The sequence below is a fragment of the Archangium gephyra genome (assembly GCF_049060025.1).
Taxonomy (GTDB): domain Bacteria; phylum Myxococcota; class Myxococcia; order Myxococcales; family Myxococcaceae; genus Archangium; species Archangium gephyra_A.
This window is the reverse complement of sequence record NZ_JBMEQQ010000002.1, coordinates 6,380,808-6,394,634: the sequence shown is the minus strand read 5'-3', so window position 1 is coordinate 6,394,634 and position 13,827 is coordinate 6,380,808. Positions and strand designations below refer to the sequence as shown.

The following is a 13,827-nucleotide window of genomic DNA, read 5'->3' as shown; positions in this document are numbered from 1 at the left end:
CTTTTCGCTGCCTTGCGTGTTCTCAACACTCTTGTCCAGGGTGCCTCGAAGTGGTAGGCACACCTGTTCCCGCCAAGCGATTTCCCAAGGATTTTTCGCGCATGGAAAACATCCCCGCCCCCGGCGCCGCTGCCACGCCGCCGCCCGCGGATTACGACACCGGTGCCATCACGAAGCTGGAGGGCCTGGAGGCCGTCCGCAAGCGCCCCGGCATGTACATCGGCGACACCATGACGTACGGGCTGCACAAGCTCGTCTACGAGGTGGTGGACAACTCCGTCGATGAGGCCCTGGCGGGCCACTGCACCGACATCGAGGTCGTCATCCACGTGGACGGTTCGCTCTCCGTCCAGGACAACGGCCGAGGCATTCCCGTGGGGCCGCACCCGGACCCCAAGTTCAAGGGCAAGGACACCCTCGAGGTGGTGCTCACGGAGCTGCACGCCGGCAGCAAGTTCGGCAACGGTGCCTACAAGGTGTCCGGCGGCCTGCACGGCGTGGGCGTCACCTGCGTCAACTTCCTCTCCGAGTGGTTCAAGGTCCGCGTGCAGCGCAGCGGCAAGGTGTACGAGCAGTCGTACTCGCGCGGCGTGTCCGATGGCGCCCCGGCCGTCGTCGGCGAGACGGACAAGCGCGGCACGCAGATCTGGTTCAAGCCGGACACCACCGTGATGGAGACGGTGGACTTCAACTTCGACACGCTCAGCCAGCGCATGCGCGAGCTCGCGTTCCTCAACGCCGGCCTGCGCATCATCATCCGTGACATGCGGGTGGGCAAGGAGCACGACTTCAAGTTCGACGGCGGCATCGTCTCCTTCGTCGAGTACATCAACAAGGCGAAGCAGGCGCTCAACGACAAGCCCATCCACTTCCGCACGGAGAAGGAAGGCGTGTCGCTGGAGATCGCCCTGCAGTGGAACGACGGCTACGACGAGCGCATCTTCACCTTCGCCAACAACATCAACACCCACGAGGGTGGCAGCCACCTGTCCGGCTTCAAGGCCGCGCTCACGCGCACGCTCAACAGCTACGCCGAGAAGAGCGGGCAGTGGAAGGACCTGAAGGAGACGCCCACGGGCGAGGACGCGCGCGAGGGGCTCGCCGCCGTCATCTCCGTCAAGCTGTCCAACCCCCAGTTCGAGGGGCAGACGAAGACGAAGCTGGGCAACAGCGAGGTGAAGGGCCTCGTCGAGCAGATGGTGAATGATCAGCTCGCCACCTTCCTCGAGGAGAACCCCAGCGTCAGCAAGAAGATCGTCGCGAAGATTGGCGATGCGACGCGGGCTCGTATCGCCGCCCGCAAGGCTCGCGAGACGGTGCGGCGCAAGGGCGTGCTGGACGGTGGCTCGCTGCCGGGCAAGCTCGCCGACTGCCAGAGCCGCGACCCCAGCGAGAGCGAGCTCTACATCGTCGAGGGTGACTCCGCAGGCGGCTCGGCCAAGCAGGGCCGGGACCGGCGCAACCAGGCCATCCTCCCGCTGCGCGGCAAGATTCTCAACGTCGAGAAGGCGCGCTTCGAGAAGATGCTCACGAGCGCGGAGATCGTGACGCTGATTACCGCGCTGGGCACGGGCATTGGCCGCGAGGACTACAACCCGGAGAAGGCGCGCTACCACCGCATCATCCTGATGACGGACGCCGACGTGGACGGCAGCCACATCCGCACGCTGCTGCTCACGTTCTTCTACCGGCAGATGCCGGAGCTCATCCAGAACGGCTACCTCTACATCGCGCAGCCTCCGCTCTACAAAGTCACGCGCAACAAGAAGGACATGTACGTGAAGGACGAGCGCGGGCTGAACGACTACCTGCTGCGCATCGCCTCGGAGCACTCGCGGGTGGTGACGGCGGGTGGGGAGCTGGGCGGCTCGGAGCTGCGCGGGCTGCTGGAGAAGGTGATTACGTACGAGGAGCGCCTGGAGAAGCTGGCGGCGCGGCGGGACGCCCGGGTGGTGGACGCGCTGGTGCAGGCGGGCCGGGTGGACGCGGGCCTGCTGACGGACGAGGCGGCGCTGCGCGCGCAGGTGGAGAAGATGGTGGAGTACCTGAAGGCGCGCATGCCGGACACGCTGGGCCGCTTCGAGGTCTCCTACCCGGTGGACCCCGAGCACCACACGCGCAAGCTGGTGGTGAAGACGGACATCAACGGCGGTATGCGCCAGACGGTGTTCGACCACGGCTTCCTGTCGTCGCCCGAGTACCTGGAGCTGGTGGGCCTGCGCGAGGCGTTCGCCTCGCTGGGCAAGGCGCCCTACCGGGTGAAGGTGGGCGATGGCGAGGTGGTGGCGCTCTCGGTGCAGGAGGTGCTGGCCGCGGTGCGCAAGGACGCGCAGAAGGGCCTGGGCCTGCAGCGCTACAAGGGTCTGGGCGAGATGAACCCGGAGCAGCTCTGGGACACCACGATGAACCCGGTCACCCGCACGCTGCTGCAGGTGCGCATCGAGGACGCCGTGGAGAGCGACGAGATCTTCTCGCTGCTCATGGGCGAGGCCGTCGAGCCCCGGCGCGAGTTCATCGAGCGCAACGCCCTGGACGTGCAGAACCTGGACATCTGAGCCAGCAGGCCCTCACCGTGTGAATCCCCTCTCCCTCTGGGAGAGGGCCAGGGTGAGGGTCTTTTGCTACTGGGCTGCTCGGGACGCGAAGGTCGCGCCCGCGAGCAGCCTTGTTTTACGCGGAGGGCGTTGCCTCGTCCTCTGCCCCCAACTTCTCCAGCAGCAGACTGCGCTGCTCCAACGGCAGTTCGAGTAGGACGCTCCTGTCGCCGCTTTGTTGGTAGCGTGCCGCCACTGACAGCATGCCGAGGGGAATGCGGCACTCGGGCCTGTCCGCGAGCGCCTCCTCAAGTAGGGGAAGCGCCTTCGTCCACGCATCGTCCGCGAGCAGGTCTTCTTCGAGGCACTCGTCGAGAAGCTCGGACAGGACTGCGGGCATGAGGGCGCTCCGCTGGTGCTTGTCGAGCACCGTCCGGAGTTGCGGAACCTGCCGCGCCATCGCCATCACACCGCGGAGATGCTGCTCGATGGACAGGACGTTGCGGAGCGTTGTGGCAATGGAGTCCGACTCCATGGACTTCGCCACTCCCTCCAGCGATTGGTCGAGCATGGACATGGCCGCCCCGAAGCCCGCGCTTCCAGCCAAGGCCTGGACCTCCAAGAGCGCGACCTCCGCGTCCTCGGGGGCTTTCTGTCGGGCGCCTTCAGCAGCCGTCAGGGCTTCCTTGTATCGGGAGAGCCGAAGCAGTGCGCTTGCACGCTGCTTACTGAAAGGGGTCGTCTTTCCCTCCTTCTTTTCGAAGTCATCAATCCAGGAAAGAACCTTCGATGGCTGCCCAAACTGGAGCAAGATGTTCAAGACGAACCCGATGGTGCGCTCATTTGGATTCAGGCCTAGCACCTTCAACCCAGCCTCCGCCGCTTCTTCGCGTCGATCCAAGGCGAAGAGGGCAATCGACTTGAAAACATGAGCCCACACATCTTCAGGGTTGGACTCTATTGCCTTGTCCAATTGGATGAGTGCATCACCATGCCTTCCCACATGCGCCAGAGACTGTCCATAGGTCGCAAGTGCGACTGGGTCACCCACAAGTCTTTCTGGGGCCGAGTCTGCCAGGGAAACGACCTCAGTGTTTTTGTCTTGTTTATACAGGGAAAGGAGTAGTCCGCGAAGAGCCTGGGGCTCGTCCGGAGCCAATTCTAGATACATCCGATATGCCTGCTCGGCATCCGCGTATCTGCGTATGTTGTACGCGCTTTGCGCAATGATTGCTATCGTGTCTCGGTTCGTGGAGGCCAAGCGTGATGCCCGCATGAGATGTTCGGTTGCCAGTTCATCGCGTCCGTTCAAGTCTAGCAAGGCGGCATACGCATTGATGACCAGTGGCTCGTCTGGCTTGATTGCGAGGGCGCGCGCCCCAGAAACCAATGCCTCCTCAAAGTTTTCAAGGCGCACCAATGCTTTTGCGGCATCCAGGTGTATGCTTCCCTCATCCGGGTATTTTGCTGTTCCTTCTCTTGCCACTTTGAGGGCGTCTTCGAATTGCTCTAGACCATCCAGTGCTAAGGCCAGCAGATGGTAGTAGTAGGGAGATGGCCGCTCCTGCAGGAGCCGAGGCAGCGCATCCACCAAGCCCTGGTAATCCTTCTCCGCGAAGCACCGCTGAGCCTCGGCATTCAAGTGCTCCAGGAAGGGCTCTCGCGGATCCTGTGCAAAATCTTGGAGCGCGGCAGTGAGGTGCAGCCGATCGAAGCGCCGGGCTTCCGGCTCGACCTGTCTCAGGAGATCGAGCTTCGTCCGCAGCTCCCGCCCCGAGAACCAGTACCTCAGAAACTCGACGAAGAGCTTGAAGTGATCCGTGCGGTTGTCTTTGATATCCACACAGATGCGCATCAGCGGTTCGGCCAACTCGTAGTACGACTCGCGCCCCACTTTGGTGCTGAGCACGAACTGGAGCTTCGCCAACTCGCCGAGTTGCTTGGCCGCGACCTGCGGGGAGATCAGGCACCGCATGGCCAGGTCCTTGACGATGATCGGCTTTGCTTCCTGGCACAGCAGTTCGATGATCTTCCGCTGCTGAGGCGTGAGCTGCCGCATACGGTCCTGGTAATAAGGCGTCAGGTCATCGGCCATGCGCATGAAGGGCCCGATGAGCTCCTCGAGCGACTCCTCGTCCAGAAAGTCGGAGAGGATGACGTAGACGCGATGATTGCCGCCGGCCAGGTGGTGGATGGCCCGAACCCGCGCCCGCCCAGTGGGCGTCAGCAGGAAGTCCGCCAGTCCAGTGCGTCCTTCCAGCAGTGCCTTCTGACGCAGCAGTTCCGTCGCCGTGTCGAAGTCCAGTCGCTCCAGCGACTTGATGGTGAAGAAGTTGTAGAACGGCGAGCTCTGGAGCCGCACCCCCGAGAACAGCGCCGGAGTGGTGGCCAGGATGGTCCAGAAGGGGTGCTCCTGGATGAAGGCGCGCCAGCGCTTCTGTCCCTCGTCCTCCAGGCCTTCGAACAGGTCGGACAGGTTCTCGCAGATGAGCAGGAGCGTGCTTCCCCGGACATGCTCGATGAGGAGCGACTCGGCGGCTTGCAGTGCTGCCGCCGGGCTCTGTTTGAAAGCCTCGTAGATGCGATCGAGCGCTGCCGAGAGACTTGGTGTTCCCTCCTGCGCCTGGAGGGCGCGGAGGATTCTCACCAGCAGATCCAGGAACGAGGCGACTCCCCACTCCTCTTCGTTCAGATAGGCAATCTTCAGCCGCGCGCGTGCATTGGCGTAGGCGGGGTCGCTGTTCAGTTTGTGAGCAGCGAGCGAGACGAAGTGGGTCTTCCCCATTCCCCGCGGGCCCACGAGGAGGATGTAGTGCTTCTCCTTGCGCGTGGCTGAAGCGGTGATGCGCTTGAGGATGTCCTTCATCAAGGCATCCCGGCCCACGAAGAGCTGCTCGAGCGCCCGTCCCGACATGTTGCCGGGGCTGTAGCGGGAGGTCGTGACGAGTCCACGTGTCATAGGCGGTTCTTCCTCCACCAGCGCTTGACGACATTCCAGCGGAAGTCATGGACCATCACGTCGTCGCGCTGGTCGAGCGTGAGGTAGTGGTCGCGCCGCAGCAGCAGGCACGTCTCGCGGACCTGCTCCTCTCGCACCTCTGGAAGCGTGTGGCGCGCGAGGTTGATCAGGTTCTCCATCGTCGTCGCACCCTCTTGCGAGGCTACCGCGTCCAGCACGAGCAGTGACAGGCGCGCCTCCTCTGGCCCGTAATAGGTGGAGATCCGCTGGAGGTAGTAGGCGAGGTGGGCCGGATCGTCATCCGCACACACCAGGGCCTCGGCGCCTGCGGTGATGTCGGAGGCCGAGGGCGGCCGACCCAGTTCACCGAGACGATCGACGACGTGATGGATGTAATAGGGGAAACCTCCGATGGCTTGGTGGAGGTGCCGCGCGAGCGTCTCGATCTCGGAGGGTGGATGCTCGAGACCCCAGAGCAGTCGAGAGGCCAGTTCGATGGCCTCCGGTTCGGCCATGGGGGGAACCGTCTCCAGGTGCATGTCGTTGACTGGATCGTTGGCGTTCCCCGCCACCCGCAGCATCCGGAGCACGAGGTGCAGCCCGATGGAGCCGGTGAAGAGGAACCGCAGGCGCGCGCCGTGCTGCTGGCGCAGGCTTCGGAGCAGATCGAGCAACTGGATGACGCTATCCGCCCCCTCGCGCTTGTGGAGGTTGTGCAGCATCAACGGCAGCTCGTCCCAGATCAGCACGACCTTTTCGTCTGGCCCGACTGCTTCGAGCACATCGCTCACTGCCTCGGTGAGCAGCCCCTTCCAGTTGCTCCGGGCCTCGGGCAGGTCCAGGTTGCCCAACTTCTTGGGCAACACTGTGCTCCAGAGATCGACGGCCTTCCTCTTCGCCCGCTTTAGCCCAGAGAGCTGGTGATCCACGGCACGGTAGAGCGCGCGGACAAGCTCGGTAAGGCCATGGACCGCCTCCAAGTCCTGGTAGAACGTGGCGAAGCCGTCCCGTCCGGTCTCGTGCATCTTGAGCACGAGGTGGGTCTTGCCGAGGCGGCGCTCTGCCCCCAGAACGAGCCCTTGCCGCTCTAGAATCCTCCAGTATCGACGGATTTCCTGCTCGCGGCCGACGATGTCGTCGACTCCCAGCCGCCCCCCCGGGTTCACCACCAATGGCTTCATGGGCGGCATTTCTAGCGCGCCCTGGAACGTACGTCAATTTAGTCGTACGTCAATTCCGTCGTATGACTGGAGCAGGTTCTGTTGATTCCCTGTCCTCCAGGATGAGGATTGTTGCAGGGGCAGATTCCGAGGAGGGGATTGGAGTTGTCGGGCGTTCCCAGGACCCCAAAAAGACCAATGGGCCCGGTGCCGAAATCGGCTCCGCGCCCACTTGCCTTTCCCGTCCTTGTTGAGCTGGGCCGCGGAACCGCTGCGGCCCCCATGGGCCCTTACGGAAGGAACTTGTTGTATTTCCCAGGCCCACACCGTGTGGGCCCCATGCAAACAGGGTACTCATCCCCTCCGACATGGGAGCGGAGGTGGTGGGTGCCCGGTTGGGGGGTACGAAAGGGAGGGACGAAGGAATCGGCTAACGCCTGATCGTCCGCCCGGCTTCTTTAACCCGAATGTGTTTTGTGGTCAACGAGAAGAGCCACGCAGCGCCGCCGCGCGTTCCCGGCGGGACATCACCGTGACATCCACGATGTCCACCTCGAGCGCTCCCGCGTTGTCCTCCACCTTCGTGTCCGGGAAGGTGCAGCGCAGGGTGTCCGTGCCCGTCATCTGGTAGCGCTTGCCCGCCTCCAGCAGCCGGTGGTTGCGCCGGCCGGTCTTCTTGCTGCTCTCCGCGCACAACACCCGACGTGTACGGCCCGTGCCGCCCGAGCGCAGCTCCGCGAAGTCGTCGCGCACGGTGAGCAGGTAGAGGGCGTTCGGGTTGAGCCCGCTCAGCGCCAGTTGGTGCTGGGGCTCGAGCACCAGCGCGTTCTTGCCCGGATCAAAGGTGAGATGGCGCGGCGCCACCCACTTGGACTGGCGCAGGGTCACCCGCATCGCCCCCGCGTTGTCCGCCACGTCATCGTCCAGCATGAAGAAGTGCAGCTTGCGCACGCCCTTGAAGGTGCGCGGCGAAGCGCCGATCACCCCGAAGGAGTCGTCCACCGGCACGTTCTCGCCCTCGGCGAACCAGGCCAGCGTGTTCTCCGCGCTCGCCCGTCCGTCGCCCAGCAGGGCGCTGCCGGTGGCGCTGACGGAGTAGCTCGCCCCGGAGTTCAGGTCGATCGACGCCGTGGCGTACTTCTCCACCGGGAAGGCGTTGTACTGGGTGCGCAGGACGAAGACCCGCGTCGGGTACTCCACCTCGTTGAACTTCTTGAGATCCTGCGGCAGCGGCGCGGCGCCGGGGTCGCTGGAGCCCTCCGGCCCCTCGGTCTCCGTGCCTTCCGCGGCGGGCACGGCCGCGGTGGGCGGCGGCTCCTGGACGGCGGGCTCGGGCTCCAGGCGCTCGAGGTCCGCCTGGAGCTGCGGCGGGTTCGCGTCGGTGAGGGTGAAGCGCTTCGTCCAGGGCCGGTAGCCGGGCAGGGTGAGGACGAGGGTGTGGGTCTCGTGGAGGGGGACGTTCGGCACGACGAGCGGCGTGGTGCCGGGCACGTCCCTGCCGTTGATCTTCACCGAGGCGCCTGTCGGCCTGGAGGCGATCCACTGCGCGCCCACCGGCACGCCCTCATCCCTGTCAGAGAGGAAGTAGTGGAGGGTGCCCAGCAGCAGGGCGATGCCGAAGATGGGCACGCTGATGAGCATCACCAGCCGCTGGCGCCGCTCGGCGCGCTCCTCGGCCTCACGCTCCCGGGCCTCGAGCACGGGGCGCAGGTAGTCCGGCACGGCCGGCTTCGTGGTCACCGTGACGGCCGGCACCTCGACGGGGGTGTCGTGTGCCCCCTCGGTGGCGCTCTTCGCGGCGCTCACGTTGGTGGCGGTGTCGGGCTCCTCCCCCTCCAGCCGGGGCGGGGCGGCCATGGTCGCGGGAGCCTGGATGCGCGTCGCGCCCACGTTCGACGTCACCCGGCGCCCGGAGGCCGAGCTGACGGTGCGCGCGCCCGCGCTGCTGGAGGGCCGCCCGCTGTTGGTGGTGGGCCTCGGGCCGGGACGGCTGCCCGCGTTGCTCCCCGGCCGGCCCCCGTCACTGCCGGGCCTCGACTGCACGGCGCGCATGTCGGAGTTGGTGGGGGACCGTCCATTGGACGAGCCCGGCGCACGCGCCTGGGCACCCATCGGCTCGCTGACGGGCTGGGCCTGCCACGCGGCGAGCTGCTCCAGGAAGGCGGGCGTCACCTCCACCCGGCGGCCCTCGGCGGCGAGCTCCTCGGCGAAGAGGTGGCCCAGGAGCTGTGACAGCATCGCCGGCGAGAAGCGCGGCCAGCCCGAGTAGAGCTGCTCACGCAGCGCCTCGGAGAAGGCCTGCGCGGTGGGGTAGCGCTGCTCCCGGTCCAACGCCATCGCGGTGGACATCACCGCTTCCAGGTCCGGGCCGATGGCGGGATTGTAGGAAGAGGGCGGCGGGTAGTCGCCCTCGAGGATGCGCGGCAGCACCGCGGCGAGCTTCCCCTCGTAGGGGCGCCGGCCGCACAGCATCTCGTAGAGCACCACGCCCACGGCGAAGATGTCCGAGCGCGCGTCCAGGTCCTGCGCGCCCCGGGCCTGCTCGGTGGAGAAGTACGGGTACTTGCCCTTGAGCGTGCCGGGCGAGGTGCGCGCCTCCACGACGCTCGTCGCCTTGGCGATGCCGAAGTCGATGACCTTGACCTGGCCCTCGTAGGAGATGAGCACGTTGTCCGGCGACACGTCGCGGTGGACGAGCCCCATGGGCCGGCCGTCCTCGCCGATGTGCCGGTGCGCGTAGTCCAGCCCGTCACACATCTGCGTGGCGACGAACAGCGCCAGCGGCATGGGCAGGCCCGGCAGTCCGGTCTTCTGCGCCCGGCGCAGCAGCTTGGACAGCGTCTGGCCGTGCACGAACTCCATGGCCAGGAAGTACTGGCCGTCGATCTCTCCGAAATCGAAGACCTGGGCGATGTTGCCGTGGGTGAGCCCCGCGGCCACGCGTGCCTCGCTGACGAACATCTCCACGAAATCGGGCTCGTCGGCGAAGTGCGGGAGGATCTGCTTGATGACCACTGGCTTGGTCACCCCCGCGGCGCCCTTCATGCGCGCGCGATAGGTGATGGCCATCCCGCCCGCGGCGAGCTTCGAGACCAATTCGTACTTGCCAAACTCCCGGGCTTCGTTGGCGGCCACGACGCGCGAGCATACCCCGCTTCGTCCAAAAGTCCCGATAGGGGGGGGCCCCCGGTGGCTTTCTTTCCTACCTCCGCGGACAGGCTGCGAATCCACCCGTCAACGTTTTATCCTGAGCCCCGGCCCGGTGGCCGCCCGGACGGGGCGGAAGGGCCGGACCGCCCGTGAAGAAGAAGGAGTTTCAATGATGGTGCGACTGTGGGTGCTCGCCCTGGCGGTGCTGCCGGGCGGAGTGCAGGCCCAGGTGTCCGAGGGGCAGGGGGCGGTGGACGTCCCCCTCGTGGCCGCTCCCTCCCGGGTGGAGGTGGAGCCCGGGGCCCCGGGGGGGGAGCCCCTCCGGCCCCGCTTCGAGGCGCTGCCCGCGGCCGTCTCGGTGGTGCCCGGCCTGCTGCTGCATGGGCTGGGGCCGCTCGTCGCGGGGGACACCCGGACGGCGGGACGGCACTTCCTCCTGGAGGGCTCGGGCCTCGGGCTGCTGATCGCCGGGGGCGTGCCCATCGCCATGTCCGGGGCCTCGCGCCGCGTCATCGGCCCGCTCTACGCGGTGACGCTGACCGGGGTGGGCCTCCTCTCCATCTCCACGCTGGCCAACCTGTACGGGGCCGTGTCGCCCGCCTTCCCCCCAGGCGAGGTGGCGCGGCGGCTGCCCCCGCTCGAGCTGGAGGTGGGCTACCAGCACGTGGCGGACCCGGCCTTCGACTACCGGAACTTCGTCTCGGTGGGCGCGCTGGCGCGGCTGGAGCGCGTGCGCCTGGAGGCCGGGGCGAAGCTGTCTCCGGACGAGGGCAACCTGCGCGTGCGCGTGGGCGGAGGGTACCGGCTGATGGGGGCCCCCGAGGGCGCGCGCGCGGGCGCGGACGGCACGGCGCTGGACCTGGAGGCCGCCGCCATCGCGCACCGCTACCCCTCCGAGGACTTCACCCTGGCCGGTGGCGAGCTCTTCCTCCGGGGCCGCTACGACATGGCGCGCTTCAGCCCGCGCATGGCCGGCTCCTTCGCGGAGATGGGCGTGGGCTTCGCCATGCAGGGCTACCTCTACACGGGCCCGGTGGATGACATCCTCTTCGAGCAGCTCCTCTTCACCTTCGGGTACGGCGTCTACCTGGGACGCGGTGGGCCCTTCCGGGGCGAGGCGCTCCTCTATTACGACCACCGCAAGGACGACTTCCCGGGCGGCATCAAGGCGGGCGGAGGGGTGCCGGGATTCGTGGGGCTGCGCGGGCGCATGTTCCTCACGGAGCGGTGGGGTGTGTCCGCGGATTTCCAGGCGGGCTCGGCGCTGGTGGGCCGGGTGTCACTCGTCTACGCGTTGGGAGGTGAGCCGTGAGGAGGAACATTCGCCGGGGAGCCGCCGTGCTCGCGCTGCTGGCCGCGGGCTGCAGCATGCGGCCGGCCGAGGAGCGCGCCCTGAAGGACCTGCGGGTGGGGCAGGTGGACGCCAACGGCGTCGCCTTCACCGTGGAGGACGGGCTGGCGGTGGTGCGCAAGGTGGAGCCTGGCACGCTGACGCTGTGGGGCTCGGCGCCGGCCTTCCACGTGCGCGCGATGTCCTCGGCAGGAGCCACCGAGGAGTGGACGGTGGTGGTGCGCAACGCCATGCGGGAGGCGGAGCTCTCGGCGGTGGTGGGGAGCGAGCCGATCCTGGTGGAGGCCCTGCCCCAGGGGCCGCTGCCCACCGTGAAGATGTGGAAGGTGCGGGTACCGGCGGGCGCGGAGGCGCGGCTGACGGTGGCGCCCCCGCTGTGGGACCAGCCCATGCCCTTCCGCTTCGCGGCGCTGGCGGACGTGCAGGAGGCCCTGCCTCGCGTGGGGGACATCTACCGCCGCATCAACGCGGACCCCACGCTGCGCTTCATCTACTTCTCGGGAGACCTGACGCAGCGGGGCTCCGTGGAGCAGTTGGAGGAGTTCCAGTCCCGCCTGCTGGAGTCGCACATCCCCCTGTTCGCCACGCTGGGCAACCACGAGACCTACGCCCCGGACGCGAGCTACCACGAGTATTTCGGCCGGGGGAACCTGCACTTCACCTTCCACGGCGTGCACTTCACGATGATCGACTCGGCCAACGGCTCGTTGGACCCGAAGGCAGAGGAGATGCTGGACGGGTGGCTGGCGGCGGGGCGCGAGTCGGTGCACATCCTGGGCACGCACATCCCCATCGTGGACCCCATCGGCGTGCGCAACGGCGCCTTCGCGAGCCGCAACGAGGCGGCGGCCCTGCTGGCGAAGCTGGCCAACGGGAAGCTGGACCTCACCCTCTACGGCCACGTGCACTCGTACTACTCGTTCTCCAACGCGGGCATTCCGTCCTTCATCTCGGGCGGCGGCGGCGCCATCCCCGAGCAGTTCGACGGCGTGGGGCGGCACTTCCTCGCGGTGGAGGTGGACCCGGCCCAGGGCGTGCGCACCGTGTCGCTGGTGCGCGTGGACTGAGACACCTGGGACGCACGGGGCCGCGCGCGCGGCCCTACTTCGGCTCGGCGGGAGGCACCGGCGCCTCCTGGGCCTCCGGGGCCGTGGGCGTGGCCGGTACCAGGGCGGCGGTGAAGCGGGGGTCTCCCGCCGCGGCCAGGGTCTTGCGCAGCGCCGTCACGGCGTCGTCCACCACGCCCTGTCCCACGATGTTGCTGAGCGAGAGCCCCAGGCTGATGCTCTTGGCCACCGTGTCCATCTTCTTCTCCCGGAGCGCGGAGAGCACATGGGCGAAGTCCTGCTTCTCCTGCTCCGACACGTTCTGCATCATCGCGAAGGCGAGCTGCGGCAGGGACTCCTCGATCTGCTCGAACGGGACCCTGTCCATGGTCCTGGCCATCATCTCGGCGCGAACCCTGGCGCGAGCCCGGTCCACGGCGCGGTCCGTCGCGGAGAGCATGACCTGCAACAGCGCGCTGGGGCCGATGGCGATGTCCTCGTTGCCCACGCGCATGTTGAAGGCCGAGGAGCGCAAGAGCCCCATGGCGCCAAACCCGGCGAGCAGCGTGTACCCGACCCGCGACGAGGCCGGCCCCTCGCCCAGGAGCACCCCCTCGGCGTCCGCCGGGTTCATCGTCTTGAGCGCGAGCAGCGCCAGCGTCGAGGCCAGGACGTTGAGCAGCGTGTAGGTGATGGCGTGGCGGTTGGTGATGGCCTCGTAGGGGTCATCCTTGTAGCGGGAGACGAGCTCGCCAATTCCGATGAATGCACCGATGAGCGCCACGGCACCGTACTGCGCCGTATCCGCGAGCAACTCCAACGTCTCTGGCTGCATGGGCTCTCCCCCAGGGCTCGTTCGCGCGGGCTCCCCCCGCGATTCTACCTCCCCGCGCCGGAGCCCGATGAGACCGGAGATGTAGGGTCCTCCGCCCACATGTCGGGAGTCATCCGGGCCTCGCGTCGCTGGGGTGAAGGGGCGTGAACACGGCGCGGGGCCGGTAAATCGGCCTCGGAGAGGACCCCCTTGAAAAGGCACTGAACATCTGTGCACATGAGGGGCCCACGCAGCACGTTGGAGGGGAGTCCCAGCCCATGTTCGACGCGAACGAAAACGATCCCATCTCGCCCGCGATGAGGGCGCTGCTCGAGGTGTTCTCCACGGAGCTGTCCGAGGTGAAGTTCCCGGACGTGGACGCGGAGGTGTTGGAGGAGGCGGCGAGCCGGGTGAGGGCGCAGGCCGAGGCGGTGGCCCAGGCGCAGGCGGCGCTGGAGGCGGCGCGCCAGGTGCTGGCCGAGGGCCAGGAGGCGCTGGTGCAGAAGGGGCAGCGGGCGCTGGCGTACGCGCGGGTGTTCGCCGAGGAGGACGCGGAGCTGAGCACGAAGCTGGAGGCCATCAGCCTGCCGAGGGCGGGCCGCAAGGTGGTGCGTGCGGACGGTGGCGTGGCCGCCGAGGCTCCCGCGCAGAGCGACGAGTCGGCGCCGAAGCGCCGGGGCCGTCCGCCGAAGTCCCGTCCGAGCGCCCCGCTGTTCGCCGATGGGAGCTCGCCCGAGGCCGTCACCGCCGCCATCGAGTCGGCCGAGACCGCGCCCGTGGCCGCCCGTCCCGCGGCGGCCTGAGTCCTGGCGG

Annotated in this window: 8 protein-coding genes; 4 read left to right on the top strand and 4 right to left on the bottom strand. The window is 67.4% G+C overall.

What is annotated here, in order from left to right; all coding sequences use genetic code 11:
- Positions 1 to 101: 101 nt before the first annotated feature.
- Positions 102 to 2,555: a DNA topoisomerase (ATP-hydrolyzing) subunit B gene (gene gyrB / locus ACN28I_RS27675; RefSeq protein WP_420944931.1), complete on the top strand. Its 2,454-nt coding sequence runs from the start codon at positions 102 to 104 to the stop codon at positions 2,553 to 2,555.
- 115 nt (positions 2,556 to 2,670) lie between these two features.
- Here gyrB and ACN28I_RS27670 read toward each other — a convergent pair whose 3' ends face one another.
- The 3 genes from ACN28I_RS27670 to ACN28I_RS27660 all read right to left on the bottom strand — a co-directional run bounded on the left by ACN28I_RS27670 (position 2,671) and on the right by ACN28I_RS27660 (position 9,788).
- Complete coding sequence (locus tag ACN28I_RS27670) at positions 2,671 to 5,493, bottom strand: tetratricopeptide repeat protein (protein WP_420944930.1); 2,823 nt, start codon at positions 5,491 to 5,493, stop codon at positions 2,671 to 2,673.
- Complete coding sequence (locus ACN28I_RS27665) at positions 5,490 to 6,674, bottom strand: hypothetical protein (RefSeq protein WP_420944929.1); 1,185 nt, start codon at positions 6,672 to 6,674, stop codon at positions 5,490 to 5,492. Before ACN28I_RS27665 ends, ACN28I_RS27670 begins: the two co-directional genes overlap by 4 nt.
- Before the next feature lie 459 nt (positions 6,675 to 7,133).
- Positions 7,134 to 9,788 carry a protein kinase domain-containing protein gene (locus ACN28I_RS27660; RefSeq protein ID WP_420944928.1) on the bottom strand — a complete coding sequence of 885 codons (2,655 nt, stop codon included), beginning with the start codon at positions 9,786 to 9,788 and terminating at the stop codon, positions 7,134 to 7,136.
- Between the two features lie 184 nt (positions 9,789 to 9,972).
- On the opposite strand from ACN28I_RS27660, the gene ACN28I_RS27655 reads away from it, so the two are divergent.
- Positions 9,973 to 11,115: a hypothetical protein gene (locus ACN28I_RS27655; RefSeq protein ID WP_420944927.1), complete on the top strand. Its 1,143-nt coding sequence runs from the start codon at positions 9,973 to 9,975 to the stop codon at positions 11,113 to 11,115.
- The gene (locus ACN28I_RS27650; protein WP_420944926.1) at positions 11,112 to 12,221 is read left to right on the top strand and encodes a metallophosphoesterase family protein; all 1,110 of its coding nucleotides are present in this window, start codon (positions 11,112 to 11,114) and stop codon (positions 12,219 to 12,221) included. The genes ACN28I_RS27655 and ACN28I_RS27650 overlap by 4 nt, the downstream gene beginning before the upstream one ends.
- 34 nt (positions 12,222 to 12,255) lie before the next feature.
- Here the strand turns inward: ACN28I_RS27650 and ACN28I_RS27645 are convergent, their stop codons facing one another.
- On the bottom strand, positions 12,256 to 13,035 hold the full coding sequence (locus ACN28I_RS27645; RefSeq protein ID WP_420944925.1) for a hypothetical protein: 780 nt from the start codon (positions 13,033 to 13,035) through the stop codon (positions 12,256 to 12,258).
- Positions 13,036 to 13,292: 257 nt separating this feature from the next.
- On the opposite strand from ACN28I_RS27645, the gene ACN28I_RS27640 reads away from it, so the two are divergent.
- Positions 13,293 to 13,817 (top strand): hypothetical protein, encoded by a 525-nt coding sequence (locus ACN28I_RS27640; protein ID WP_420944924.1) that lies wholly within the window; start codon positions 13,293 to 13,295, stop codon positions 13,815 to 13,817.
- Positions 13,818 to 13,827: the final 10 nt, after the last annotated feature.